Genomic DNA, 24,462 nt, shown 5'->3' with positions numbered 1-24,462 from the left:
GGCTGTTCCCGGAAGCGACGACGGTCAATCAGAGGGACGGAGTGGTCTGCGCCTCGGCGGGCTCGCGTTCGGGGGATCCGGGGACGTCGGAGGCGGTCCCGGCCTCCTGGTCGCGCTTCTCCCGGCGCACCAGGATCACCCAGCCGACGGGTACCCCGCCGGCGAAGAGCCACCACTGCACGGCGTACGCCATGTGGGCGCCGATCGAGTCGTGGTCCGGCTCGGGGATCTGCTCGGGCGTGCCGCCGGCCGGTTCGGGAGCGGACTGCTCCAGGTAGCCGCCGAGCACCTCGCGGCCGATGAGCTCGGCCTGCTGCCGGCTGCTGATGAGCATGACCTGGCGGTCCGGCAGACCCTTCAGGTCCTTGATGCCGCTGGCGCCGGTCGTCTCGTCCGCCTTGAGCCGGCCGGTGACGGTGACCTCGCCCTTGGGGGCGGGCGGCACCTGCGGGAAGGAGTGCTGGTCGGCGGCGGCCGGGATCCAGCCGCGGTTGACCAGGACGACCTTGCCGTCGCGCAGCACGAGCGGGGTCAGGACGTGCACGCCGACCCGGTCGTCGGAGGAGGTGCGACGGCGGACGACCACCTCGTGGGCGGTGTCGAAGGTTCCGGTGGCGGAGACCCGCCGCCAGTAGTCGGCGCGCGGGACGGTGTGTCCGGGGGAGGTGAGCTGCTCGACGGGGAGCGGCTTCGCCTTGAGGTTGTCCGCGATCAGGGTGTTCTGGGCGACCCGGTGTTCGTGCCGGTGGAACTGCCAGAAGCCCAGCTCGATCATCGTGGGGACGAGCGCGAGGGCGATGAGGGTGAGGATCACCCACTGCCGGGACAACAGGAAGCGGTACACGCCGTCGACGGTACATTGCGGTGAAAGGCCCCCTCGCGGCGGGTGCCGCGGGGGGCCCGAGCGGTCCGGCGTCACACCCTGTCGACGATGCCCACCTTTCCCTCCGCGCGGGCGCAGTGACCGCCGCAGTACCAGCTGCCCTCGACCTCGACGCCCTGTCCGATGATCTGGACCCGGCAGTGCTCGCAGATGGGCGCCATGCGGTGGATGGCGCAGGCGAAGCAGTCGAAGACGTGAATCGCGCCCTGTGCATGAACCTCGAAGGACATGCCGTAATCGTTTCCGCAGACCTCACAACGTGCCATGCGCCACAGGGTGGAGCGCCCGGCGGACCCGCGCAGCGCGGCGCGCCCGCCGGGGCGGGGGTGTCACCCGTCTGCCGGGGTCACGTCCCGCAGCAGCTGCGTGTAGGCGGCCTCGTCGACGACCGGGGTGCCGAAGGACCTGGCCTTGAGCGTCTTGGAGGTGGCGGAGTCCGGGTCGTTGGTGACGAGCAGGCTGGTCAGCCGCGAGACGCTGCCGGCGACGTGCAGGCCGGCCTCGACGGTGCGGTCCTCCAGGAGCTCGCGGTCGACGGAGGTGTCGCCGGAGAAGGCCACCCGCATGCCCTGCTTGAGCGGTTTGTCCGACTCGTACCGCCCGGGGTTGGGGTACGGGCACGGCGGGCGCTTCCGCGAGGGCCGCCAGCTGCCCGCCCGGTACGAGGACTGCTGCCCGATCCGCGGCTGCGCCGGCGTCGAGGCCCACTCCGTCAGCGGCCGGCACTCCAGGAGCGGCAGGCGCACGTTCCGCTCGGCCGCCGCGTGCAGGCTCGGCCGGAAGGCCTCGGCGAGCACCCGGGCGTCGTCGAGCGCGTTGTGCGCGCGCTGCTGCACGACACCGAAGTGCGCGGCGAGCGACTCCAGCTTGTGGTTGGGCAGCGGCAGCGACAGCTCCTTGGCGAGCGCGATCGTGCACAGCCGCTGGCGCACCGGCGCCGCGGACTCGGCGCGCGCGTACTCCCGGGCGATCATCTGCCAGTCGAACATGGCGTTGTGCGCGACGAGCACCCGTCCGTCGAGGCGCGCCGCGAACTCCGCGGCGATCTCCGGGAAGAGCGGCGCGCCCTCCAGGACGTCACTGGTCAGCCCGTGGATCCAGACCGGACCCGGATCGCGCTCGGGGTTGACGAGGGTGTACCAGTGGTCCTCGACGTTCCCCCGGGCGTCCAGCCGGTAGACGGCAGCCGACACTATCCGGTCGTCTCGGGCGAGTCCGGTGGTCTCCACGTCGACGACCGCGTACCCCTGCGGGTAGGCGGCCGGCCACATCGCTGCTGTCGTACGGTCGTCAAACACGGTCACTGAGAATACGGCCCGCAGCCGACACCTCCGTCCCCGGTGCCCCCGGACACGTCCGCGAGCAGGCCGTCCACCAGTGCCCGTACGGACTCGGCGAAGAGCCGTTCGGTGTCGATCGGCGCGGCCAGCGCGCGCGCGAGGGGCCCGTCCGCCTCGGCGTCCTCCCCGCGCCACAGCTCCTCCTCGGCGGGGGACTGGGCGGGGGCCCGCTCCCGGTTGCGCTCCACCAGGACGTAGCCCACCACCTGGAACTGCACGGCGCGGACCGCCCGGGCCGCGTGCGCCCCGCGCAGTCCCGCCGCGTGCGCCTCGTGGACCAGGGCGCGCTGGGCCGGCAGGAACATGCGCTCCGTCAGCCCCCGTTCGTGGACCATCGCCACCAGGTGGGGGCGCTCGCGCAGCGCGCGCCGCAGCGCGCGGGCGACCGACACCATCCGCTCCGCCGGCGTCGCGCCCCGCGGCCGGATCGCGCCCAGGTCGGCGACCGTGCGGGCCACGAGGGCGTCGAGGAGCGACTCGCGGTTTCCGACGTGCCAGTAGATCGAGGTGACCGCCGTGCCGAGCTCGGCGGCGAGCCGGCGCATCGTGAGCGCGTCCGGGCCGTGCTCCCTCACCAGGGCGGCCGCGGTGTCCAGGACCTCGTCGCGGGTCAGCGCGGAGCGTGCCATCCGTTCCCCCAACTCCTCTGCGTGCAGACCTCTTTACCCTTCGGCGGCAGCGGTGTAACTGTGTTACAGGCCGACGATCCCGAAGGGTGGTACGTCATGGCACGAGTACGGTACGGGGCGCGCAGCGACGCGGAGGCGGCGGCGGCCCGCGAGCGGTCCGCCAAGCTCCCCGACATCTGGTCCACCGGTGTGGTCGCCGTCTGGGAGACCGATCCGGACGTCGTGGCGGCGGTCCTGCCGCCCCCGCTGAAGCCCACCGCGCGCCCCCTCGTGCGCGCCAACATCAGCAAGGTCGACCTGCCCGGCTATCCGCTCGGCGCCGGCTCGGTGGCCGTGGCCGCCGCCCACGGCGACCGCGAGGGCTGGTACCCGCTGGTCATGCCGATGACCCACGAGCGGGCCCTGATCGGCGGGCGCGAGGTCTTCGGCGAGCCGAAGAAGCTCGGCGAGGTCACGGTCGAGCGCGACGGGCTCGTCGTGCACGCCTCCCTCGCCCGCCACGGCATCGCCTTCGTGGAGGTGCGCGGCGCGGTCTCCGGGCCGCTGCCGCTGCCCGAGCCCGTCGAGAAGACCGACTTCTACTTCAAGTTCCTCCCGGGCGTCGACGGCACCGGCTTCGACGCCGACCCCGTCCTCGTCCACTGCGTCCGCAACGAGAAGGTGCGCAAGCTGGAGCGGATCACCGGGGACGTGGTCCTGCGCGAGTCCATGTACGACCCGATCGCCGACCTGCCCGTGCGCCGGCTCGTCGAGATCACCGTCGGCGAGAAGACCACCGACCAGAAGGGCACGGTCGCCGAACGCGTCTCCGCCCGTGACCTGCTGCCCTTCATCCACCAGCGGTACGACGACCCGCTCCAGATCCTCGACGGACCCCCGGAAGGAAGTGCCTGATGGAGCTGCGCGAGGGACAGGTCGCCGTCGTCACGGGCGCGGCGAGCGGCATCGGGCTCGCGATGGCCCGCCGCTTCGCCGCGGAGGGACTCGCCGTCGTCCTCGGGGACGTCGAGCGGCCCGCCCTGGACGCGGCCGCCGAGGAGCTGGCGGCGGGCGGGGCGCAGGTCCTCGCCCGGACGGTCGACGTCTCCGACCCCGAGGACGTACGGGCGTTCGCCGACGCCGCGTACGAGGCCTTCGGCGCCGTCCACGTCCTCTGCAACAACGCGGGCGTCGGCTCCGGCGCCGAGGGCCGCATGTGGGAGCACGAGCCCAACGACTGGAAATGGGCCTTCTCCGTCAACGTCTGGGGCGTCTTCCACGGCATCCAGGCCTTCGTCCCCCGCATGCTCGCGGGCGGCGAACCCGGCCACGTCGTGAACACCTCCTCCGGCGACGGCGGCATCGCGCCGCTGCCCACCGCCTCCGTGTACGCGGTCACCAAGGCGGCCGTCGTCACCATGACCGAGTCGCTGTACGCGCACCTGAGGGCCGAGCACGCGCGCGTGGGCGCCTCCGTCCTCTTCCCGGGCCCGCACATGCTCCGCACCGGCCTGTGGGAGTCGCACCGCAACCGGCCCGAGCGGTACGCCAAGCAGAAGCCGCGCCGGTCTCCGTACCGCAGCCTCGACCAGTACGAGGCCGCGATGAAGGAAGCCGGCCACGAGGTGACCTTCACACCGGTGGAGGACGTCGCCGAGCACGTCGTCGACGGCATCCGCGCCGACCGCTTCTGGATGCTGCCGGAGAGCGAGCACAGCGACCGCCAGATCCGGGCGCGCTCGCGGTCCATGCTCGACCGCGCCAACCCGTCGTACCTGGAGAGCTTCATCCTCGACTGAGGGGCTTAGCCATGAGCTTTGAGGACCCGTATCTGATCATCTCCTCCGACTGCCACGCCGGTCTGCCGACCGAGGAGTACCGGCCCTATCTCGACCCCCGCTTCCACCGGGACTTCGACGACTTCCTCGCCGGACGCGAGGCCCGCCGGGAGGCCATGACCCGGCTCGGCGTGCGCAACGAGGCCTTCGCGAACAAGTGGTTCAGCGACAACGAGGAAGGCCTGCGCGGCGGCTGGGACCCCGCGCAGCGCATCAAGGAGCTCGACGGCGACGGCGTGGCCGGCGAGGTCGTCTTCCCCGACGCGGACGCCGTCGACAGCCAGACCGCCGCACCCTTCGGCGTCGGCCTCGGGCTCTCCGGCGACCAGGACCCGGAGCTCGGCATGGCGGGCGCGAAGGCGCACAACCGCTGGCTCGCCGAGTTCGTCTCCGCGAACCCGCACCGGCACCGCGGGGTCGCGCTCCTGCCCGTCACCGCCGACGTCCACGAGGTCGTCGCCGAGATCCACCGCGCCAAGGACTCCGGGCTCGGCGCGCTCATGATCCCCTCCATGTGGGTCGACAAGGCGCCCTACCACGACCGGCGCTACGACCCGGTGTGGGCCGCCGCCGCCGAGACCGGCATGCCCGTCGTCACCCACTCCGGGGCGGCACCGCGCGAGGAGTACGGCGACCACCTCGGGATCTACGTCTCCGAGGTCACCTGGTGGCCGGCCAGGCCGCTGTGGTTCCTCCTCTGGTCGGGCGTCTTCGAGCGCCACCCCGGCCTGCGGTTCGGGGTCGCCGAGTCCGGCTGCTGGTGGCTGCCGAACCTGCTCTGGTTCATGGACCGGCTCTACCTGGGCGCGCACGGCGGCAAGAAGCTGTCCCCGTTCGCGGAGCTGAAGCGCCCGCCCAGCGAGTACCTGGACCGCCAGGTCTTCGTCTGCGCCACCAACACCAAGCGGCGGGAACTCGCGCAGCGGTACGAGATCGGCGTCGACAACATCCTGTGGGGCTCGGACTTCCCGCATCCGGAGGGCACCTGGCCCGACACGCGCGCGTGGCTGCGGAAGACCTTCCACGACATCCCCGTCGAGGAGACCCGGCGGATGCTGGGCCTCGCCGCCGCCGAGGTCTTCGGATTCGACGTCGGCGCGCTGGACCCGGTCGCCCGCCGGATCGGCCCCACCCCCGCCGACCTCGGCCAGCCCGCCGACCAGGCGGCCGTCGAGGCCTCCTGGGCCCGCTCCCGCGAGGTCGGCCGGCACTGGCTCACCGAGCACGACTTCCCCGTCCTGGGGGTGAACCCGTGACGGACCGCTACACCGTCGTCTCCGCCGACTGCCACGCCGGCGCCGACCTCCTCGACTACAAGCCGTACCTGGAGAAGAGGCACCACGACGACTTCGACGCCTGGGCGGCGACCTACGTCAACCCCTACGAGGACCTCCTCGCCGACACCGCGGACCGCAACTGGAACTCGCAGCGCCGGCTGCGCGAACTGGAGGCGGACGGCATCGTCGCCGAGGTCGTCTTCCCCAACACCATCCCGCCGTTCTTCCCCAAGGCCTCCCTGATGGCCCAGCCGCCCACCCGCGCCGAGTACGAGCAGCGCTGGGCCGGGCTCCAGGCGCACAACCGCTGGCTGGCCGACTTCTGCGCCGACGCCCCGGGACGCAGGGCCGGCGTGGCGCAGATCCTGCTCAACGACGTGGACGCGGCGGTCGCGGAGATCCGCCGCGCCCGCGAGGCCGGTCTCACCGGCGGCATCCTGCTGCCCGGTGTCCCGCCGGGCTCGCCCGTCCCCGAGCTGTACTCCGAGGCGTACGACCCGATCTGGGCGGTCTGCGCCGAGCTCGACGTCCCGGTCAACCACCACGGCGGCTCCGCCTCGCCACCGCTCGGCGACGAACCGGCCGCCCGGGCCGTGTTCATGGTGGAGACCACCTGGTTCTCCCACCGCGCCCTGTGGCACCTGATCTTCGGCGGCGCGTTCCGGCGCCATCCGGGGCTCAAGCTGGTCCTGACCGAACAGGGCTCCGGCTGGATCCCGGGCGTCCTCGACATGCTGGAGTACTACCACCGGCGGCTGGTGTCGGCCGCGACACGGGCCGCCACCGCCGAGTCCAAGTTCGGGGCCGGCCTCGCCGAGTCCATGGGCAAGGGCCCCAAGGAGGTCTGGCGGGACAACTGCTTCGTCGGCGCGAGCTTCATGCGCCCCCACGAGGTGCCGCTGCGCGACCGGATCGGCCTCGACAAGATCATGTGGGGCAGCGACTACCCGCACGACGAGGGCACCACCCCGTACTCCCGCGAAGGCCTCCGCATCGCCTACGCGGGCCTGCCCCGGGAGGAGGTCGCCGCCATGGCCGGCGGGAACGCGGCCCGCGTCTACGGCTTCGACCTCGCCCTCCTCGACCGGCTCGCCGCCGTCCACGGCCCGACCGTCGAGGAGATCGCCGCGCCCCTGGAGAAGGTCCCCGAGGGCGCCACCAGCCCGGCCTTCGCCCCGGGCGGGTCGGTCCGCGTCTGGTGACGCGACGGGTGCGACCCTCCTGGGGTGACTGAAGCCCCCGCACACGACGAGGCCCACGGCGGCGGCCTCGGCTCCCGTCTCAACTGGCTCCGGGCGGCCGTGCTCGGAGCCAACGACGGCGTCGTCTCCACCGCCGGCCTCGTCGTCGGCGTCGCCGGGGCCACCGAGGACCGGGCGGCCCTGCTCACGGCCGGCCTCTCGGGGCTGCTCGCCGGCTCGATGTCGATGGCGGCGGGGGAGTACGTCTCCGTCTCCAGCCAGCGCGACTCCGAGAAGGCCGCGCTGGCCCAGGAGAAGCGGGAACTGCGGGAACGGCCCGAGGCCGAGCTCGCCGAGCTGGCCGGCCTGCTCGCCTCCCGCGGCCTCTCCCCGGACGTGGCCCGCGAGGCCGCCGAACAGCTCACCGCCCGCGACGCGCTCCGCGCCCACGCGCGCGTGGAGCTGGGAATCGACCCCGACGCCCTCACCGACCCCTGGCACGCGGCCGGCGCCAGCTTCCTCGCGTTCACCGTCGGCGCCCTGCTCCCGCTGCTCGCGATCGTCCTTCCGCCGCCCTCCGCCCGCCTCTGGGTCACGGTCCTCTCCGTCCTCGCCGCCCTCGCCTTCACCGGCTGGTGGAGCGCCCGCCTCGGCGCCGCCCCCGCGGGCCCGGCGATCCTCCGCAACGCGGCGGGCGGAGCACTCGCGATGGGCGTGACCTACGCGGCCGGCTCGCTGCTGGGGGCGGCGGGGGTCTAGGGGGTGTTTCGGAAGTCCCGCACAGCACCAGGACTTTCGAAACGCCCCCTAGGAGCCGCTCCCTCGTTGTCGGAAGGTGCCAAAGCTTGCTGACAAGTCGTCTCACTTACTTGTAAGTAATCACGTCTAGTCGCGTCCGCCCGCCGCCTCTACCGTCGTCGTCATGCCGCACCTGCCCGATGTCGTGCTCTGGTCCATACCGGCGTTCGTCCTGCTCACCGTCGTCGAGATGGTCAGCCACCGGATCCACCCCGACGAGGACGCCGCCGGGTACGAGGCCAAGGACGCCGCCACCAGCATCGGCATGGGCCTGGGCAGCCTCTTCTTCGACGCACTGTGGAAGATCCCCGTGGTCGCGCTCTACACCGCCGTCTACGAGCTGACCCCGCTCCGCGTCCCCGTCCTCTGGTGGACGATCCCGCTCATGCTGCTCGCGCAGGACTTCCTCTACTACTGGCAGCACCGCGGCCACCACGTCGTCCGCATCCTGTGGGCCTGCCACGTCGTCCACCACAGCAGCCGGAAGTTCAACCTCAGCACCGCCCTGCGCCAGCCGTGGACCGGCGTCACGGGCTGGCCGTTCTACCTGCCGATGATCGCCCTCGGCGTCCACCCGGCCGCCCTCGCCTTCTGCTACTCGGTCAACCTCGTCTACCAGTTCTGGATCCACACCGAGCGCGTCGACAAGCTGCCCCGGCCGTTCGAGTACGTCCTCAACACCCCCTCGCACCACCGCGTCCACCACGCCTCCCAGGGCGGCTACCTGGACCGGAACTTCGGCGGCATCCTCATCCTCTGGGACCGGCTGTTCGGCTCCTGGACCGGCGAGACCGAGCGGCCCGTCTACGGGCTCACCAAGAACATCGAGACCTACAACCCGCTGCGCGTCGCCACTCACGAGTACGTCGCCATCGCCCGCGACCTGCGCGCCGCCCACGGCTGGCGCGAGCGGGCCGGGCGGGTCTTCCGCGGGCCCGGCTGGCAGCCGGCGCCCCAGGCCGCACCGGGGACCGCCGCACCGGGGACCGCCGCACCGGGGAACGCCGCACCGGGGAACGCCGCACCGGGGACCGCCGCATCGGGGACCGCCGCACCGGGGACCGCCGCTCCCGGGACCGCCGCCGCTCCGGAGGCCGCCGCGTGAAGACCTCCTCCCGCGTCCTGCTCGCCGCCTTCGCGCTCGCGGCCGCCGTCGACCTGGGCTCCCTGCTCGCCGGTGCCGAGCCCGGCCACCAGATCGCCAAACCGCTCCTGATGCCCCTGCTCGCCGCGTACGCCGTGACCCGCGGGGCCCCGGGGCCGCTCACCGCGGCGCTCCTGTTCGGCTGGGGCGGCGACGTCCTGCTGCTCTCCGACGCCGACGGGGCCTTCCTCCTCGGCATGGCCTCCTTCGCCGCCGGACACGTCTGCTACCTGGTCCTCTTCGGCCGCAGGCGTACGTCCCCGGCGCTCGGCGCCCTGTACGCGGCCGTGCTCGCCGGCACCGTCGTGCTCCTCTGGCCCGACCTGCCCGCCGAGCTGCGGATCCCCGTCGCCGGGTACTCCCTGCTGCTCACGGCGATGGCCTACCGCTCCAGCGCCCTCGGGCTCACGGCCGGTCTGGGCGGGGCCCTGTTCCTGCTCTCGGACACCCTCATCGCCACCGGGGTCGCCGACTGGCCCCAGCTGCCCGCGCCCGACTTCTGGGTCATGCTGACCTACATCGCGGCGCAGTACCTGCTGACGGCGGGAACGCTCCGCGCGATGTACGGTGAACGTCGTACAACCGTCTGACAGCGAGGACCGCCCCCCATGCGCGCCACCACCATCCACGCCCCGTTCGACATGCGCGTGGAGGACGTGCCCGACCCCGTGATCCAGGAGCCCACCGACGTCGTCCTGCGGGTCCTGCGCGCCTGCATCTGCGGCAGCGACCTGTGGGCCTACCGCGGCGAGTCCGCCCGGCAGCCCGGCCAGCGCATCGGTCACGAGTTCCTCGGCATCGTCGAGGCGGCCGGCTCCGACGTCACCGGCTTCGCCGCGGGCGACCTCGTCGTCGCCCCCTTCGTCTGGTCCGACGGCACCTGCGAGTACTGCGCCGAGGGCCTCCAGACCTCCTGCCCGCGCGGCGGCTTCTGGGGCTCGGTCGGCTCCGACGGCGGCCAGGGCGAGGCCGTCCGCGTGCCCTTCGCCGACGGCACCCTGGTGAAGCTCCCGGCCGAAGCGGCCGGCGACGACCGGCTCCTCACCGCGCTGCTCGTCCTCTCGGACGTCCTGGGCACCGGCCACCACGCGGCCCTCGGCGCGGGTGTCACCAAGGGCTCCACGGTCGCCGTCGTCGGCGACGGGGCCGTCGGCCTCTGCGGCGTCCTCGCCGCGAAGCGGCTCGGCGCCGAGCGGATCATCGCGCTGGGCCGCCACACCGCCCGCACGGACATCGCGCGCGCCTTCGGCGCCACCGACGTCGTCGCCGAGCGCGGCGAGGCCGCCGAGGCCGCGGTGCGCGAGCTGACCGGCGGCCAGGGCGCCCACGGCGTCATCGAGGCCGTCGGCACCGAGCAGTCCATGCGCACGGCCGTCGCGATCGCCCGCGACGGCGGTTCGATCGGCTACGTCGGCGTCCCGCACGGCAGCGGCACCGGCCTGGACCTGTCCGTCATGTTCGACCGCAACATCGCGCTGCGCGGCGGCGTCGCCCCCGTCCGCGCGTACATCCCGGAGCTCCTCCCGGACGTCCTGGCCGGCACGATCGACCCGTCCCCGGTCTTCGACCTGACGGTCGGCCTGGACGGAGTCCCCTCCGGCTACCAGGCGATGGACGACCGCACGGCCCTGAAGGTCCTGGTCAAGCCGTAGGCCGTGTCCGGCCGGACCCCTTCCCGAGGGGTCCGGCCGGCCCCGCCTCAGCCCTCGGCCCACTCCGGCGCGTCCGCCCCCGCGAGGCCCGGCGGCCGCGACCAGCCCGTCGGCCCGCCCTCGTACGACACCGGCGACAGCGCGTGCCGCAGGTGGCCCAGCGGGCCCCGCGACTCGGTGACGTACCGCTCCGGCTCGTACCGCGGCAGCGTCCGCGTCAGCCAGTGGCCCGTCTGGGCGAGGGCCAGGCGGACGAGCCGGCTGCCGCCCTCCGCGCGCTGCTCCGTGAGCGACCGCAGCACCGCCGCCGCGAGCAGATACCCCGTCCCGTGGTCCAGCGCCTGCGCCGGCAGCGCGCCGGGCTCCGCGGGCGTGCCCTCCGTCGCCGCGATCCCCGTCGCCACCTGCACCAGGGAGTCGAAGCCGCGCCGCCCGCCCCACGGCCCGTAGTCGCCCCAGGCGGAGAGCCGGGCGGTCACCAGGCCGGGGCGTTCGAGGTCGAACCGGTCGAGCGCGCCGGGACGGTAGCCGGTGACCAGCACGTCGGCGGAGTCGAGGAGTTCGTCGAAGGTGCGCCGGTCCGAGGGGCGCTCCAGGTCCAGCGCCGCCGTCCGCTTGCCGACGTCCGTGTCCGCGTGCTGGTCGGGGAGTTCGGGGTTGCCCGGCGGGTCGATCCGCAGCACGTCCGCGCCGAGCAGCGCGAGGGTCCGGGTCGCGACCGGCCCGGCGATCACCCGGGTCAGGTCCAGCACCCGCAGCGGCCGCCCGTCCGTGGCCCGCGGCGCCGCCCCGTCCAGCCGCTCCCGGGTCAGCAGCGGTCGCGCCGCCACCTCCCGGCCCTGTTCGCCCGCCGCCCACTCCTCGGGCGTGCGCAGGGCGACGGCCAGGCCCCCGGCCGCGTACACCGCCGTCTCGACGTCGACGGCCTTCCGCTCGCCGATCGCCCCGGCGACGGCCTCCACGGAGTCGGCGGCGTCCAGGGCCGCGAGCAACGCGGCCTTGTGGTGCGGGTAGTTGGCGTGCGTGCGGACCCAGCCGTCGGCCGCCCGCCAGAACCGGGAGAGGGGCGCGAAGCTCACCGGCGCCCGCCCGTCGACCCGCAGATGGCGCTCGCTCACGAAGGCGGTGGCGACGGCCCCGTCGTCCACCCGCACCGGCCCCGTGAGCCCGGCGTGCTCCACCGCCGCGAGCGAGCAGACCGCGACGGCGGCCCTGGCCAGGTCCATCACGGGCAGCCGCGCGGGCAGCAGCCCGGAGACCCCGCCGTACGCGACCCGGTCGACGAGGGCGGGATCGCCGCCCAGGGCCGACCACAGCAACTCCGTACCTGTACGCACTGTGTTGTCCATGACCGCAGTCTGGCACTCAGTGCCACGCGAAGGGCCCCGGTGTGGCACACCACACCGGGGCCCTCCCTCACCGGGCCGCGCGATCAGCGGCGCACGGCGTCGAGCGCGTCGATCAGACCGGCCCCGTAGAAGCCGTTCTTGTTCTTGCCACCCTCGCAGACGGCGTCGACCTTGCCGTCACCGTTGATGTCGTACGGGTTCGTGCAGGCGCGGTCGTCGGCCTGCGCGTACAGCAGCGCCTTCAGCGCCGCCGGGCTCGCGTGGGGGTGCGTCGACTTGAGGAGCGCCAGGACGCCCGCCGCGTGCGGCGAGGCCATCGACGTACCGGCCTTGTAGTTGTAGCCGCCGTTGACCGTGGTCGACAGGATGCGGCCGTTGACCGCCGGGGCGTCCGGCGTCTGGTACTCGGTGCGGTCACCGCCGGGGGCGGCGATGTCGATGACACCGAGACCGTAGTTGGAGTAGGACGCCTTGAGGTCCTTGGCACCGGTCGCGGAGACCGTCACGACGCCCGGCAGCTGGGCCGGGTAGTCGAAGCACTCCTTCGGGTCGATGACCCGGTCGCCCGGAGTGGTGTCGTTCGGGCTGCTGTTGTCGACGATCGAGTCGGCGGCGAGGTCGAAGGACGAGTTGCCGGCCGCGGCGACGTTGACCGTGCCCTTGCGCTCCGCGTAGCGGGTCGCGCGGGTGACCGCCTCGATGAGGGCCTTCTGGTCCTCGTCGTTCTTGCAGGCGAACATCCACGGGTCGGTGTAGTAGCTGTTGTTCGTGATGTCGACGCCGTGCTCGGCCGCCCACACGAAGCCGCAGACCACGGCCTCGGTGTAGAAGAAGCCGTCCGGGGTGGACACCTTGATGCCCGCGAGCTTCACGCCCGGCGCGACACCGGTGACGCCGACGCCGTTCTTCGCCGCGCCGATGGTGCCCGCGACGTGCGTGCCGTGGTCGCTCTCGCCTGGGTTCGGACGCCACGAGCCGGCGGTCGTGTCCGGCTTGCCGGAGACGCAGTTGGCGGACGCGGCGGCGTTGAAGTTCGGCGCCAGGTCCGGGTGGGTGTCGTCCACGCCGGTGTCGATGATGCCGACGGTGACGCGCTTGCTGCCGAGCGTCTTCTGGTGGGCCTTGTCGGCCTTGATCGCCGGGAGGTCCCACTGCAGGGGCTCCAGCGGGTCCTGCTCGTCCGTCGCGCGGGCCGCGGCGGCCTTCGCCTCGGCGGCGGACAGCGACTGCGCGCCCTCGTCGACGGAGTCGTCGGACTGGACGGAGAGCGGGGCGGTCCGGGTCGAACCGGCCGACACCACACCACGCGCCTGACGGATCGTCTTCGCGAACTCGGGGTTCTGCGAGTGGACGACTATCACGCCTATCTGGTCGTACGAGATGACCACCTCGCCGCCGGCGGCGGCGATCGCCTTCTTCACCGAGGCGGCGGTCCAGCGGCCGCCCGCGACGTTGACGACGTACGAGAGCTTCGGGCCGTTCGTGGCCACGGTGGCCGGAGCGTCGCTCAGTTCCGCGGCGGAGGCGGCGCCGGGGGCGAGGAAGCCGAGCGAGGCCGTGAGCGCGAGACCAACCGGCAGAGCGAGAGCTCGGCCGCGCCTCGATCCCAGATGAGCCATGGGTTCTCCACATCATCCGTATGTACTGTCCAGCGCGGGTTTGCGCACGAACAGGTGCATGACGAGTGAAGCTATCGCTGATCTTCCCGAACCTTCAATGAGTTGAGAAGACTTCATGAAGATATGTTCAAGGAAATCCCTCGCATGAACCGCGTCGCTTCCGGCCCCGTGCCGTTGGACAGGGGAGGGGCTCCGCTCGGCGCCCCGCTTCCCGCACCCCTGGTGAGGCCCCCTTGTCCATGCCGTCCGCCCCCGCGTCACGAGGAGATTCCGTGGCTACCGAAGCACCGCCGCCGCCCAGAAACGGCACGGAGACCGACCAGGGTCCCGCGTCGCCCACCACGGAGCAGTTCATCGAGGTGCAGGAGGGCGCGGAGTTCGGTGAACTCCGCCGCACGTACCGCTCCTTCGCCTTCCCCCTCACCCTGGCCTTCATCGCCTGGTACCTGCTGTACGTGCTGCTCTCCAACTACGCGGGCGACTTCATGGGCACCAAGGTGTTCGGCAACATCAACGTGGCCCTCGTCCTCGGCCTCGGCCAGTTCCTCACCACGTTCCTCATCGCCTGGCTCTACTCGCGGCACGCGGCGAACCGCCTCGACCCCAAGGCCGAGGCCATCAGACACCGTATGGAGGGCGACGCATGAGCACCCCCGTCCTGCTCGCGGCCGGCAACGCCACCACCGAGCACCGGCCCCTGATCATCGCCCTCTTCGGCGCCTTCGTCCTCGCCACCCTCGCCATCACGGTCTGGGCCGGCCGCCAGACCCGCAGCGCCGCCGACTTCTACGCCGGCGGACGGCAGTTCACCGGCTTCCAGAACGGCCTCGCGATCTCCGGCGACTACATGTCCGCGGCGTCCTTCCTCGGCATCGCCGGAGCCATCGCCCTCTTCGGCTACGACGGCTTCCTCTACTCCATCGGCTTCCTCGTCGCCTGGCTCGTCGCCCTGCTCCTGGTCGCCGAACCGCTGCGCAACTCGGGCCGGTTCACCATGGGCGACGTCCTCGCCTACCGGATGCGCCAGCGTCCCGTCCGCACCGCCGCCGGCACCTCCACGATCGTCGTCTCGATCTTCTACCTGCTCGCCCAGATGGCGGGCGCCGGCGTCCTCGTCTCGCTGCTCCTCGGCATCACCAGCGACGGCGGCAAGGTCGCGATCGTCGCCCTGGTCGGCCTGCTGATGATCGTGTACGTGACGATCGGCGGCATGAAGGGCACCACCTGGGTGCAGATGGTCAAGGCGGTCCTGCTCATCGCGGGCACCCTCCTCATCACCTTCCTCATCCTCCTGAAGTTCCACTTCAACGTCTCGGAGCTGCTCGGCGCAGCGGCCACCAACAGCGGCAAGGGCGCGGCCTTCCTGGAGCCCGGCCTCAAGTACGGCGCCACCGCCACCTCCAAGCTGGACTTCCTCTCGCTCGGCATCGCGCTCGTCCTCGGCACCGCCGGCCTGCCGCACATCCTGATCCGCTTCTACACGGTGCCGACCGCCAAGGCCGCCCGTAAGTCCGTGAACTGGGCCATCGGCATCATCGGCGCCTTCTACCTGATGACGATCGTCCTCGGCTTCGGCGCCGCCGCGCTCCTCAAGAACAGCGACATCGTCGCCTCCAACAAGGCCGGCAACACCGCAGCCCCGCTCGCGGCCCTGGAGATCGGCGGCGGACCCGGCTCCACCGGCGGCGCGATCCTCCTCGCCGTCATCTCCGCCGTCGCCTTCGCGACCATCCTCGCCGTCGTCGCAGGACTGACCCTGGCCTCCTCCTCGTCCTTCGCCCACGACATCTACGCCAACGTCATCCGGCGCGGGGAGGCCACGGAGAAGGAGGAGGTACGGGCCGCCCGCTGGGCCACCGTCCTCATCGGCATCGTCTCCATCGCCCTCGGCGCCCTCGCCCGCGACCTCAACGTCGCCGGCCTGGTCGCCCTCGCCTTCGCGGTCGCCGCCTCGGCGAACCTGCCGACGATCCTCTACTCGCTCTTCTGGAAGCGCTTCACCACCCGGGGCGCGCTGTGGTCGATCTACGGCGGTCTGGTCTCCGCCGTCGTCCTCGTGCTCTTCTCGCCGGTCGTCTCCGGCAAGCCCACGTCGATGTTCAAGACGGTGGACTTCTACTGGTTCCCGCTGGAGAACCCCGGAATCGTCTCCATCCCGCTCGGCTTCCTGCTCGGCTGGCTCGGCTCGGTCCTCTCCAAGGAGGAGCCGGACAAGGGCAAGTACGCGGAGCTGGAGGTCAAGTCCCTCACCGGGGTCGGAGCGCACTGACCGTATACGTTCCACCACCCTCCGGCGGCCGCGTCGTAGAGTTCTACGACGCGGCCTCGCCGGTCCTCGTGACAATCTGCCCTGCTCGTTGTCCGTGCCCTCACGTAGGCTCGGAACACACGCATCCGGAATCCGGGGAGGGGGCCCACAGTGCTCATCGACACATACGGCCGAGTGGCCACTGACCTGCGCGTCTCGCTCACGGACCGCTGCAATCTGCGCTGCACGTACTGCATGCCGGAGGAGGGCCTCCAGTGGCTCGCCAAGCCGGACCTCCTCACCGACGACGAGATCGTCCGCCTGATCCGCATCGCGGTCACCGACCTCGGCGTCACCGAGGTCCGCTTCACCGGCGGCGAGCCGCTGCTCCGCCCCGGCCTCGTCGGGATCGTCGAGCGCTGCGCCGCCCTGGAGCCCCGCCCCCGGATGTCCCTCACGACCAACGGCATCGGGCTCAAGCGCACCGCCGCCGCCCTCAAGGCGGCCGGCCTCGACCGGGTCAACGTCTCCCTGGACACCCTGCGCCCCGAGGTCTTCAAGACCCTCACCCGGCGCGACCGTCACCAGGACGTCCTCGACGGCATGGCCGCAGCCCGCGAGGCCGGCCTCACCCCCGTCAAGGTCAACGCCGTCCTGATGCCCGGGCTCAACGCCGACGAGGCCCCCGACCTGCTCGCCTGGGCGATCGAGGAGGGGTACGAGCTGCGCTTCATCGAGCAGATGCCCCTCGACGCCCAGCACGGCTGGAAGCGCGACGGCATGATCACCGCCGGGGACATCCTGGAGTCCCTGCGCACCCGCTTCACCCTGACGCCGGAGGGCTCGGAGGAGCGCGGCTCCGCCCCCGCCGAGCGCTGGACCGTCGACGGCGGGGCGCACACGGTCGGCGTCATCGCCTCCGTCACCCGCCCGTTCTGCCGGGCCTGCGACCGCACCCGTCTCACCGCGGACGGTCAGGTCCGCACCTGCCTGTTCGCCACCGAGGAGACGGACCTGCGGGCGGCGCTGCGCTCGGACGCCCCGGACACGGCGGTCGCGGAGCTCTGGAAGAAGGCGATGTGGGGGAAGAAGGCCGGGTCCGGCCTCGACGACCCGAGCTTCCTCCAGCCCGAGCGCCCGATGTCAGCCATCGGCGGCTGAGTCCCAGTCGCCGAAGGGCACGACGTCCTTCAGGAAGCCCCGTACCCCCAGGAACTGGGAGAGGTGCTCGCGGTGCTCCTCGCACGCGAGCCAGGTCTTGCGCCGCTCGGGCGTGTGGACCTTGGGGTTGTTCCACGCGAGGACCCAGACGGCGTCGGCGCGGCACCCCTTGGCGGAACAGATCGGCTTGTCTTCGCTCACGGGACCATTGATCACACGATCATTGTCCAGCAACAGCGATGCCGGGCAGCCACGGGGGGAGCTGCCCGGCATCGGTCCGTCGCTCCGACGGGGGATGCGGAGCGCGTAGGCAGTATGTCACGGCACATGGGGTGCGGTGCACCGGATCGTCATGATTGATCTGAGCTTCTCTTGAGGTTCGGGGCGTCGAGCTCCAGACGCACCGGAGCCGGGACGAAGGTGGAGGGAAGGGACGGAGACGTCTCGCGTCCCGCGTTGGCGATCACCACCGCGACGTACGGCAGCAGGATGCCCAGGCCCAGGGCCACGAAGGCGACGTGCCGCTCGATGTTCCACAGGACCGCCGCGGCGATCACGGAGAGCGTCCGCACCGTCATCGAGATGACGTAGCGCCGCTGCCGTCCCCGGACGTCGTCGGCGAGTCCCTGCCGGGCCCCCGTGATCCGGAAGACCTCGGTCCCGCCACGCTTCGGCATCACCGTCCACCACCCACCGCTCGTGCCGGAGCCTCCCCGGTCCGGACCTCGCTCCACCGTACGCCCGCCCCTCCGGGACGACGAGACCGGGGCACGTACGGCGCTGTCCGACATGCGCCGTATGGCGCATGGGCCGAGACTGGGCCCACATGCGCACTAGGAGGCGACGATGAGTTGGTTGTGGGCGATCATCGTGGGATTCGTCCTCGGTCTGATCGCGAAGGCGATCCTGCCCGGGAAGCAGCAGATCCCGCTGTGGCTGACGACCGTGTTCGGCATTCTCGGCAGCGTGCTCGGCAACGCGGTCGCGACCTGGATCGGAGTCAACGACACCAAGGGCATCGACTGGACCCGGCACCTGCTCCAGCTGATCGGGGCCGTCGCCGTCGTCGGCGTGGGAGACATGCTGTGGGCCTCGGTCAAGGGCAACAAACAGCGCGTCTGAGGAACGAGGAGAGGCCCGGTGGGCGCGCAGCGCACCCACCGGGCCTCCCGTCATGGCTCCCCTAGCCGGCGAACTCGATCGCCGCCAGGTTCTTCTTGCCGCGCCGCAGCACCAGCCAGCGGCCGTGCAGCAGGTCCTCCGCCGACACCTCGGCGTCCTCGGCGGTCACCTTCACGTTGTTCACGTAGGCCCCGCCCTCCTTCACCGTGCGGCGCGCCGCCGACTTGCTCGCCACCAGGCCGACCTCGGCGAACAGGTCCACGACCTGGCCCAGCTCGGTCACGCGCGCGTGCGGCAGCTCGGACAGCGCGGCGGCCAGCGTCGGCTCGTCCAGCTCGGCCAGGTCGCCCTGCCCGAACAGCGCCTTGGAGGCGCCGATGACGGCCGCGCACTGCTCCGCGCCGTGCACCAGGGTGGTGAGCTCCTCGGCGAGCGCCCGCTGCGCGGCACGCGCCTGCGGCCGCTCGGCGGTCTGCGCCTCCAGCGCCTCCAGCTCCTCGCGGGACAGGAAGGACAGGATCCGCATGTACGTCGAGATGTCCCGGTCGTCCACGTTCAGCCAGAACTGGTAGAACGCGTACGGCGTGGTCATCTCCGGGTCCAGCCAGACGGCCCCGCCCTCGGTCTTGCCGAACTTGGTGCCGTCCGCCTTCACCATCAGCGGGGTCGCCAGCGCGTGCGCCTCCGCGCCCGGCTCCAGGCGGTGGATCAGGTCGAGGCCGGCCACCAGGTTGCCCCACTGGTCCGAGCCGCCCTGCTGGAGCGTGCAGCCGTAACGGCGGTACAGCTCGAGGAAGTCCATGCCCTGGAGCAGCTGGTAGCTGAACTCGGTGTAGCTGATGCCCTGCTCGGACTCCAGGCGCCGGGCGACGGAGTCCTTGGTCAGCATCTTGTTGACCCGGAAGTGCTTGCCGATGTCCCGCAGGAACTCGATCGCCGACATGCCGGCGGTCCAGTCCAGGTTGTTCACCATGACCGCCGCGTTCTCCCCCTCGAAGGAGAGGAAGGGCTCGATCTGCGAGCGCAGCCGGTTCACCCAGTTCGCGACCGTCTCCGGGTCGTTCAGGGTGCGCTCGGCCGTCGGGCGCGGGTCCCCGATCTGCCCGGTGGCCCCGCCGACCAGCGCCAGCGGCCGGTGTCCGGCCTGCTGGAGCCGGCGGACGGTGAGGACCTGGACCAGGTGGCCGACGTGGAGACTGGCCGCGGTCGGGTCGAAACCGCAATAGAACGTGACGGGACCGTCCGCGAGAGCCTTGCGCAGTGCGTCCTCATCGGTGGACTGGGCGAACAGCCCGCGCCACTTCAGCTCGTCGACGATGTCCGTCACGATCGTCCGTCTCCTCAGAAAGTCGTCAGTTCCGTGCCGGCCCAGTCTAGGCGGGTCAGACCCCCTTGCTGACCGAGCTCATGTTGAAGTCCGGCACCCGCAGGGCGGGCATCGCGGCCCGGGTGAACCAGTCGCTCCACTCGCGCGGCAGCGTCTTCTCCGTCCGGCCCGCCTCCGAGGCCCGCGACAGCAGGTCCACCGGCGACTCGTTGAACCGGAAGTTGTTCACCTCGCCGACCACCTCGCCGTTCTCGACGAGGTAGACGCCGTCCCGGGTCAGCCCGGTCAGCAGCAGCGTCGCCGGGTCGACCTCGCGGATGTACCAGAGGCAGGTCAGCAGCAGACCGCGCTCCGTCGAGGCGACCATCTCCTCCAGGGAGCGCTCGCCGCCGCCGTCCAGGATCAGGTTCCCCGCTCCCGGCGCCACGGGCAAGCGAGTAAGCCCCGCGGTGTGCCGGGTGGTGATCAGGTGCGCCAGGGCGCCGGCCTTCACCCAGTCGACCGGCCCGACCGGCAGTCCGTTGTCGAAGACGGAGGAGTCGTCGCCGGAGGAGTGCGCGATCACGAACGGCGCGGACTCCAGGCCCGGCTCGTTCGGGTCGCTGCGCAGCGTGAGCGGCAGCGGCGAGAGCGTCTCGCCGAGCCGGGTGCCGCCGCCGGGCTTGGAGAAGACCGTACGGCCCTCCACCGCGTCCCGGGCCGTCGAGGACCACAGCTGGTAGATCAGCAGGTCGGCCACGGCGGTCGGCGGCAGGATCGTCTCGTACCGGCCGGCGGGCAGCTCGATCCTCCGCTCGGCCCAGCCGAGCCGGGTCGCCAGCTCGGCGTCGAGCGCGGCCGGGTCGACGTCCTTGAAGTCCCGGGTCGAGCGCCCGGCCCAGGCCGAGCGCGAGCGGTCGGGGGACTTGGCGTTGAGCTCCAGGGTGCCGTTCGGCTGGTCGTGGCGGAGCCGCAGCCCCGTCGACGTGCCCAGGTAGGTCGAGGTCAGCTCGTGGTTCGCGAAGCCGTACAGCTCACGGCCGCCGGCACGCGCGCGTGCGAAGGCCTCGCCGAGCGCCGGCGCGAAGTCGGTGAAGACGGCGGAGGAGGTCTCCGCCGGGGCGTCCGTGAAGTCGGGCGAGGCGGGCACGCCCTCCACCAGGGGCTGGGCGTCCTCGGCGGGCCCTGCGGCGCGGGCCGCGGCCTCGGCGGCCCGGACCAGGGGCTCCAGGTCGTCCACGGTCACGGCGGACCGCGAGACGACACCGGAGGCGGTGCCCTGGGCGCCGTCGACGGTCGCGACGACGGTGAGCGTCCGGCCCCGGGTCACGCCGTTCGTGGTGAGCGCGTTCCCCGCCCAGCGCAGATTGGCCGAGGACTCCTCGTCGGCGATGACGACACACCCGTCGGCGCGGGACAGCTCAAGGGCCCGCTCGACGATCTCGTACGGCTTGCTGACGCGGCTCATCGACCGGCCTCCTGCGTCGTGTTCAGACGGTGCTTGCCCGGGGGACGACCCCCGGACCCCCAGCAGATTGCGTGGCGGGCGCTCATCGACCGGCCTCCTGCGTCGTGTTCAGGATGTTGACGCCCCGGAAGAGGGCGGAGGGGCAGCCGTGCGAGACGGCGGCGACCTGGCCCGGCTGGGCCTTGCCGCAGTTGAAGGCGCCACCCAGCACGTACGTCTGCGGGCCGCCCACCTGCTCCATCGAGCCCCAGAAGTCCGTGGTCGTCGCCTGGTACGCCACGTCCCGCAGCTGCCCGGCGAGCCGCCCGTTCTCGATGCGGAAGAACCGCTGGCCGGTGAACTGGAAGTTGTATCGCTGCATGTCGATCGACCAGGACCGGTCGCCGACCACGTAGATGCCGCGCTCCACCCCGCCGATCAGGTCCTCCGTCGACAGACCGCCCGGGTCCGGCTGGAGCGAGATGTTCGCCATCCGCTGCACCGGCACGTGCGCGGGGGAGTCGGCGAAGGCGCAGCCGTTCGACCGGCCGAGGCCCGTGAGCTTCGCGATCCGCCGGTCCAGCTGGTAGCCGACGAGCGTGCCGTCCTTCACCAGGTCCCAGCTCTGCGCCTCGACGCCCTCGTCGTCGAAGCCGACGGTGGCCAGACCGTGTTCGGCGGTCCTGTCACCCGTCACGTTCATGATCGAGGAGCCGTACGCCAGCTTGCCCAGCTGGTCGAAGGTGGCGAACGAGGTGCCCGCGTACGCGGCCTCGTAGCCGAGCGCCCGGTCCAGCTCGGTGGCGTGCCCGATGGACTCGTGGATCGTCAGCCACAGGTTCGACGGGTCGACGACCAGGTCGTACCGGCCGGCCTCCACGCTCGGCGCCCGCATCTTCTCGGCGAGGAGCCCGGGGATCTCGTCGAGCTCCTTGTCCCAGTCCCAGCCGGTGCCCGTCAGGTACTCCCAGCCCCGACCGGCCGGCGGCGCGATCGTCCGCATCGAGTCGAACTCGCCGGTCGTCTCGTCCACGGCGACCGCCGTGAGCTGCGGGTGCAGCCGGACGCGCTGCTGGGTGGTCACGGTGCCGGCCGTGTCCGCGTAGAACTTGTTCTCGTGGACGGTGAGCAGCGAGGCGTCCACGTGGGCCACGCCCTCCGCCCCGAGCAGCCGCGCGCTCCAGTCGGCGAGCAGCGCGCTCTTCTCCTCCGCGGGCACCGAGAACGGGTCGATCTCGTACGAGGAGACCCAGGTGCGGTCCGCGTGCACCGGCTCCTCGGCCAGCTCCACGCGCTCGGCGGAGCCCGCCGCGGCGATCACCTTCGCCGACAGCTTGGCCATGGCGACCGCCTGCGAGGCGACCCGCGCGGCCCCGTCCATCGTCAGGTCGACGCCCGACGCGAAGCCCCAGGCCCCGCCGTGCACGACCCGCACCGCGTACCCGAGGTCCGTGGTGTCCGAGGAGCCGGACGGTTTGGCGTCGCGCAGCCGCCACGAGGCGCTGCGCACCCGCTCCAGGCGGAAGTCCGCGTGCTCGGCACCGAGCGCGCGCGCTCGGGCGAGCGCCGCGTCGGCGAGCGCCCGCAACGGCAGCGCGACGAACGAAGGGTCGATCTGATGGACCACGAGCGGCCTCGCTCTCGGCGATCGGAAGACGGCGGTCGAACTGTCCGGGAAGTCAATCACGGGACGGGCGGCCCAGTCCGCGCATTGCGGACCGCCCCCGGCGGAACCCGTCCCTCCGTGGCGCGGCGAGCCGACCCGTACCGTCTCCGAGCTGTAGGGATCCGACAGCGACGCCCGTACGCCACTGTCGGAGGTCGATTGCTCATGTCGGGAGTGATACCGATAGGTTTTCGGCTACCAGACCGCTATCGAAAGGGTGATCCGTTGAGCCGCTCGGTTCTCGTCACCGGAGGAAACCGGGGCATCGGCCTCGCCATCGCCCGCGCGTTCGCCGAGGCCGGCGACAAGGTTGCGATCACGTACCGCTCGGGCGACCCGGCAGAGCTCGAGAAGCTCGGTCTCCTCGCCGTCAAGTGCGACATCACCGACTCCGAGCAGGTGGAGACGGCCTACAAGGAGATCGAGGAGAAGCACGGTCCGGTCGAGGTCCTCGTGGCCAACGCCGGCGTGACCAAGGACCAGCTCCTCATGCGCATGTCCGAGGAGGACTTCACGTCCGTCCTCGACACCAACCTCACGGGCACGTTCCGGGTCGTCAAGCGTGCCAACCGCGGGATGCTGCGCGCGAAGAAGGGCCGCGTCGTCCTGATCTCCTCGGTCGTTGGTCTGCTGGGCTCCGCGGGCCAGGCCAACTACGCCGCCTCCAAGGCCGGCCTGGTCGGTTTCGCCCGCTCCCTCGCGCGTGAGCTGGGCTCCCGCAACATCACCTTCAACGTCGTCGCCCCCGGCTTCGTCGACACCGACATGACCGCGGTGCTCACCGACGACCAGCGCGCGGGCATCGTGTCCCAGGTGCCGCTGGGCCGCTACGCGCAGCCGCAGGAGATCGCCGCGGCGGTGAGGTTCCTCGCCTCCGACGACGCCTCGTACATCACTGGAGCCGTCATCCCGGTTGACGGCGGATTGGGCATGGGTCACTGATCACCATGAGCGGAATTCTCGAGGGCAAGCGCATCCTCATCACCGGTGTGCTGATGGAGTCCTCCATCGCCTTCCACACCGCGAAGCTGGCCCAGGAGCAGGGCGCGGAGATCATCCTCACCGCCTGGCCCCGGCCGACGCTGACCGAGCGCATCGCCAAGAAGCTCCCCAAGCCCGAGAACGTCAAGGTCCTGGAGCTCGACGTCTCGAACGACGAGCACCTCGCCCGCCTGGAGGGCCAGGTCCGTGAGCACCTGGGCGACCGGCTCGACGGCGTCGTCCACTCCATCGGCTTCGCGCCGCAGGACGCGCTCGGCGGCAACTTCCTGAACACGCCGTTCGAGTCCGTGGCCACCGCGATGCACGTCTCGGCCTTCTCGCTGAAGTCGCTGACGATGGCGCTGCTGCCGCTGATGTCCGAGGGCGGTTCGGTCGTCGGCCTCACCTTCGACGCGAAGTTCGCCTGGCCGCAGTACGACTGGATGGGCCCGGCCAAGGCCGCCCTGGAGGCCACCAGCCGCTACATGGCGCGCGACCTCGGCAAGCAGAACATCCGCTGCAACCTGATCTCGGCGGGCCCGCTCGGCTCCATGGCCGCGAAGTCCATCCCGGGCTTCGGCGAGCTGGCCTCGGTCTGGGACAGCCGTTCCCCGCTGGCGTGGGAGCTCTCCGACCCGGAGCCGGCCGGCCGCGGTGTCGTCGCGCTGCTCTCCGACTGGTTCCCGAAGACCACGGGCGAGATCATCCACGTCGACGGTGGTCTGCACGCGATCGGCGCGTGACCGCTCGGTACCGAGACGAAGGGCCGTGTGTCCGCCCAGGTGGCGGACACACGGCCCTCGCCGTTCCGCAACTCCTGCACGGGTCGAAAAGTAGCCCGA

Annotated in this window: 25 protein-coding genes; 14 read left to right on the top strand and 11 right to left on the bottom strand. The window is 71.9% G+C overall.

What is annotated here, in order from left to right:
* Positions 1 to 28 precede the first annotated feature (28 nt).
* From ABTY59_RS35815 to ABTY59_RS35800, 4 genes are all read right to left on the bottom strand, one after another.
* Complete coding sequence (locus tag ABTY59_RS35815; protein WP_352023333.1) at positions 29 to 844, bottom strand: SURF1 family cytochrome oxidase biogenesis protein; 816 nt, start codon at positions 842 to 844, stop codon at positions 29 to 31.
* Positions 845 to 915: 71 nt separating this feature from the next.
* The gene (locus ABTY59_RS35810) at positions 916 to 1,149 is read right to left on the bottom strand and encodes a metallothionein (protein WP_041128576.1); all 234 of its coding nucleotides are present in this window, start codon (positions 1,147 to 1,149) and stop codon (positions 916 to 918) included.
* 63 nt (positions 1,150 to 1,212) lie between these two features.
* The gene (locus ABTY59_RS35805) at positions 1,213 to 2,187 is read right to left on the bottom strand and encodes a DEDDh family exonuclease (protein WP_352023332.1); all 975 of its coding nucleotides are present in this window, start codon (positions 2,185 to 2,187) and stop codon (positions 1,213 to 1,215) included.
* Positions 2,184 to 2,852 carry a TetR/AcrR family transcriptional regulator gene (locus tag ABTY59_RS35800; protein WP_352023331.1) on the bottom strand — a complete coding sequence of 223 codons (669 nt, stop codon included), beginning with the start codon at positions 2,850 to 2,852 and terminating at the stop codon, positions 2,184 to 2,186. Before ABTY59_RS35800 ends, ABTY59_RS35805 begins: the two co-directional genes overlap by 4 nt.
* Positions 2,853 to 2,948: 96 nt before the next feature.
* Here ABTY59_RS35800 and ABTY59_RS35795 point away from each other — a divergent pair, with 96 nt between their 5' ends.
* From ABTY59_RS35795 to ABTY59_RS35760, 8 genes are all read left to right on the top strand, one after another.
* Positions 2,949 to 3,746: an acetoacetate decarboxylase family protein gene (locus ABTY59_RS35795; RefSeq protein WP_352023330.1), complete on the top strand. Its 798-nt coding sequence runs from the start codon at positions 2,949 to 2,951 to the stop codon at positions 3,744 to 3,746.
* Positions 3,746 to 4,630 (top strand): SDR family NAD(P)-dependent oxidoreductase, encoded by an 885-nt coding sequence (locus ABTY59_RS35790; RefSeq protein WP_352023329.1) that lies wholly within the window; start codon positions 3,746 to 3,748, stop codon positions 4,628 to 4,630. Before ABTY59_RS35795 ends, ABTY59_RS35790 begins: the two co-directional genes overlap by 1 nt.
* A gap of 11 nt (positions 4,631 to 4,641) precedes the next feature.
* Positions 4,642 to 5,925: an amidohydrolase family protein gene (locus ABTY59_RS35785; RefSeq protein WP_352023328.1), complete on the top strand. Its 1,284-nt coding sequence runs from the start codon at positions 4,642 to 4,644 to the stop codon at positions 5,923 to 5,925.
* Positions 5,922 to 7,148, top strand: coding sequence for an amidohydrolase family protein (locus tag ABTY59_RS35780; protein ID WP_352023327.1), 1,227 nt, complete (start codon positions 5,922 to 5,924; stop codon positions 7,146 to 7,148). Before ABTY59_RS35785 ends, ABTY59_RS35780 begins: the two co-directional genes overlap by 4 nt.
* 24 nt (positions 7,149 to 7,172) lie before the next feature.
* Positions 7,173 to 7,886, top strand: coding sequence for a VIT1/CCC1 transporter family protein (locus tag ABTY59_RS35775; protein ID WP_352023326.1), 714 nt, complete (start codon positions 7,173 to 7,175; stop codon positions 7,884 to 7,886).
* A gap of 163 nt (positions 7,887 to 8,049) precedes the next feature.
* Positions 8,050 to 9,030 (top strand): sterol desaturase family protein, encoded by a 981-nt coding sequence (locus ABTY59_RS35770; RefSeq protein ID WP_352023325.1) that lies wholly within the window; start codon positions 8,050 to 8,052, stop codon positions 9,028 to 9,030.
* A complete protein-coding gene (locus tag ABTY59_RS35765; RefSeq protein ID WP_352023324.1) occupies positions 9,027 to 9,659 on the top strand; it encodes a lysoplasmalogenase in 633 nt (210 codons plus the stop codon). The genes ABTY59_RS35770 and ABTY59_RS35765 overlap by 4 nt, the downstream gene beginning before the upstream one ends.
* A gap of 18 nt (positions 9,660 to 9,677) precedes the next feature.
* Positions 9,678 to 10,721 carry a zinc-dependent alcohol dehydrogenase family protein gene (locus ABTY59_RS35760; RefSeq protein WP_352023323.1) on the top strand — a complete coding sequence of 348 codons (1,044 nt, stop codon included), beginning with the start codon at positions 9,678 to 9,680 and terminating at the stop codon, positions 10,719 to 10,721.
* A 47-nt stretch (positions 10,722 to 10,768) separates the two neighbouring features.
* On the opposite strand, the gene ABTY59_RS35755 is transcribed toward ABTY59_RS35760, so the two are convergent.
* Both ABTY59_RS35755 and ABTY59_RS35750 read right to left on the bottom strand, forming a co-directional pair.
* Entirely contained in the window at positions 10,769 to 12,070 is a 1,302-nt protein-coding gene (locus ABTY59_RS35755; protein WP_352023322.1) for a CoA transferase, read from the bottom strand.
* Between the two features lie 83 nt (positions 12,071 to 12,153).
* A complete protein-coding gene (locus ABTY59_RS35750) occupies positions 12,154 to 13,689 on the bottom strand; it encodes a S8 family peptidase (RefSeq protein ID WP_352023321.1) in 1,536 nt (511 codons plus the stop codon).
* 272 nt (positions 13,690 to 13,961) lie between these two features.
* Between ABTY59_RS35750 and ABTY59_RS35745 the strand changes: the two genes are divergently transcribed.
* From ABTY59_RS35745 to moaA, 3 genes are all read left to right on the top strand, one after another.
* Entirely contained in the window at positions 13,962 to 14,336 is a 375-nt protein-coding gene (locus tag ABTY59_RS35745; protein ID WP_352023320.1) for a DUF485 domain-containing protein, read from the top strand.
* A complete protein-coding gene (locus ABTY59_RS35740; RefSeq protein ID WP_352023319.1) occupies positions 14,333 to 15,958 on the top strand; it encodes a monocarboxylic acid transporter in 1,626 nt (541 codons plus the stop codon). Before ABTY59_RS35745 ends, ABTY59_RS35740 begins: the two co-directional genes overlap by 4 nt.
* Positions 15,959 to 16,108: 150 nt before the next feature.
* The gene (moaA, locus tag ABTY59_RS35735; RefSeq protein ID WP_352023318.1) at positions 16,109 to 17,098 is read left to right on the top strand and encodes a GTP 3',8-cyclase MoaA; all 990 of its coding nucleotides are present in this window, start codon (positions 16,109 to 16,111) and stop codon (positions 17,096 to 17,098) included.
* On the opposite strand, the gene ABTY59_RS35730 is transcribed toward moaA, so the two are convergent.
* Entirely contained in the window at positions 17,081 to 17,299 is a 219-nt protein-coding gene (locus ABTY59_RS35730; protein WP_352023317.1) for a hypothetical protein, read from the bottom strand. The genes moaA and ABTY59_RS35730 overlap by 18 nt on opposite strands.
* A gap of 149 nt (positions 17,300 to 17,448) precedes the next feature.
* The gene (locus ABTY59_RS35725) at positions 17,449 to 17,775 is read right to left on the bottom strand and encodes a DUF3099 domain-containing protein (protein WP_352023316.1); all 327 of its coding nucleotides are present in this window, start codon (positions 17,773 to 17,775) and stop codon (positions 17,449 to 17,451) included.
* 169 nt (positions 17,776 to 17,944) lie between these two features.
* On the opposite strand from ABTY59_RS35725, the gene ABTY59_RS35720 reads away from it, so the two are divergent.
* A complete protein-coding gene (locus ABTY59_RS35720; protein WP_352023315.1) occupies positions 17,945 to 18,220 on the top strand; it encodes a GlsB/YeaQ/YmgE family stress response membrane protein in 276 nt (91 codons plus the stop codon).
* A gap of 61 nt (positions 18,221 to 18,281) precedes the next feature.
* On the opposite strand, the gene tyrS is transcribed toward ABTY59_RS35720, so the two are convergent.
* From tyrS to ABTY59_RS35705, 3 genes are all read right to left on the bottom strand, one after another.
* The gene (gene tyrS / locus ABTY59_RS35715) at positions 18,282 to 19,547 is read right to left on the bottom strand and encodes a tyrosine--tRNA ligase (protein ID WP_352023314.1); all 1,266 of its coding nucleotides are present in this window, start codon (positions 19,545 to 19,547) and stop codon (positions 18,282 to 18,284) included.
* A gap of 55 nt (positions 19,548 to 19,602) precedes the next feature.
* Positions 19,603 to 20,994 (bottom strand): metallopeptidase TldD-related protein, encoded by a 1,392-nt coding sequence (locus ABTY59_RS35710; RefSeq protein ID WP_352023313.1) that lies wholly within the window; start codon positions 20,992 to 20,994, stop codon positions 19,603 to 19,605.
* A gap of 82 nt (positions 20,995 to 21,076) precedes the next feature.
* The gene (locus ABTY59_RS35705; protein WP_352023312.1) at positions 21,077 to 22,600 is read right to left on the bottom strand and encodes a TldD/PmbA family protein; all 1,524 of its coding nucleotides are present in this window, start codon (positions 22,598 to 22,600) and stop codon (positions 21,077 to 21,079) included.
* Between the two features lie 264 nt (positions 22,601 to 22,864).
* Between ABTY59_RS35705 and fabG the strand changes: the two genes are divergently transcribed.
* Positions 22,865 to 23,581, top strand: coding sequence for a 3-oxoacyl-[acyl-carrier-protein] reductase (gene fabG / locus ABTY59_RS35700; protein ID WP_352023311.1), 717 nt, complete (start codon positions 22,865 to 22,867; stop codon positions 23,579 to 23,581).
* 5 nt (positions 23,582 to 23,586) lie between these two features.
* Positions 23,587 to 24,363 carry an enoyl-ACP reductase FabI gene (fabI, locus tag ABTY59_RS35695; RefSeq protein ID WP_352023310.1) on the top strand — a complete coding sequence of 259 codons (777 nt, stop codon included), beginning with the start codon at positions 23,587 to 23,589 and terminating at the stop codon, positions 24,361 to 24,363.
* Positions 24,364 to 24,462: the final 99 nt, after the last annotated feature.

It is taken from the genome of Streptomyces sp. NPDC096079, from assembly GCF_040303145.1.
GTDB lineage: Bacteria > Actinomycetota > Actinomycetes > Streptomycetales > Streptomycetaceae > Streptomyces.
The sequence above is the reverse complement of the archived record's forward strand: the minus strand, read 5'-3'. Positions and strand labels throughout refer to the sequence as shown.

Excerpts from the sequence above, each read along its gene's own strand:
- ABTY59_RS35800 (WP_352023331.1), bottom strand. The coding sequence starts at position 2,852 with ATGGCACGCTCCGCGCTGACCCGCGACGAGGTCCTGGACACCGCGGCC.
- ABTY59_RS35785 (WP_352023328.1), top strand. The coding sequence starts at position 4,642 with ATGAGCTTTGAGGACCCGTATCTGATCATCTCCTCCGACTGCCACGCC.
- ABTY59_RS35770 (WP_352023325.1), top strand. The coding sequence starts at position 8,050 with ATGCCGCACCTGCCCGATGTCGTGCTCTGGTCCATACCGGCGTTCGTC.
- ABTY59_RS35750 (WP_352023321.1), bottom strand. The coding sequence starts at position 13,689 with ATGGCTCATCTGGGATCGAGGCGCGGCCGAGCTCTCGCTCTGCCGGTT.
- ABTY59_RS35790 (WP_352023329.1), top strand. The coding sequence starts at position 3,746 with ATGGAGCTGCGCGAGGGACAGGTCGCCGTCGTCACGGGCGCGGCGAGC.
- ABTY59_RS35740 (WP_352023319.1), top strand. The coding sequence starts at position 14,333 with ATGAGCACCCCCGTCCTGCTCGCGGCCGGCAACGCCACCACCGAGCAC.
- ABTY59_RS35710 (WP_352023313.1), bottom strand. The coding sequence starts at position 20,994 with ATGAGCCGCGTCAGCAAGCCGTACGAGATCGTCGAGCGGGCCCTTGAG.
- ABTY59_RS35725 (WP_352023316.1), bottom strand. The coding sequence starts at position 17,775 with ATGCCGAAGCGTGGCGGGACCGAGGTCTTCCGGATCACGGGGGCCCGG.
- ABTY59_RS35795 (WP_352023330.1), top strand. The coding sequence starts at position 2,949 with ATGGCACGAGTACGGTACGGGGCGCGCAGCGACGCGGAGGCGGCGGCG.
- ABTY59_RS35810 (WP_041128576.1), bottom strand. The coding sequence starts at position 1,149 with ATGGCACGTTGTGAGGTCTGCGGAAACGATTACGGCATGTCCTTCGAG.
- ABTY59_RS35755 (WP_352023322.1), bottom strand. The coding sequence starts at position 12,070 with ATGGACAACACAGTGCGTACAGGTACGGAGTTGCTGTGGTCGGCCCTG.
- fabI (WP_352023310.1), top strand. The coding sequence starts at position 23,587 with ATGAGCGGAATTCTCGAGGGCAAGCGCATCCTCATCACCGGTGTGCTG.
- ABTY59_RS35760 (WP_352023323.1), top strand. The coding sequence starts at position 9,678 with ATGCGCGCCACCACCATCCACGCCCCGTTCGACATGCGCGTGGAGGAC.
- ABTY59_RS35720 (WP_352023315.1), top strand. The coding sequence starts at position 17,945 with ATGAGTTGGTTGTGGGCGATCATCGTGGGATTCGTCCTCGGTCTGATC.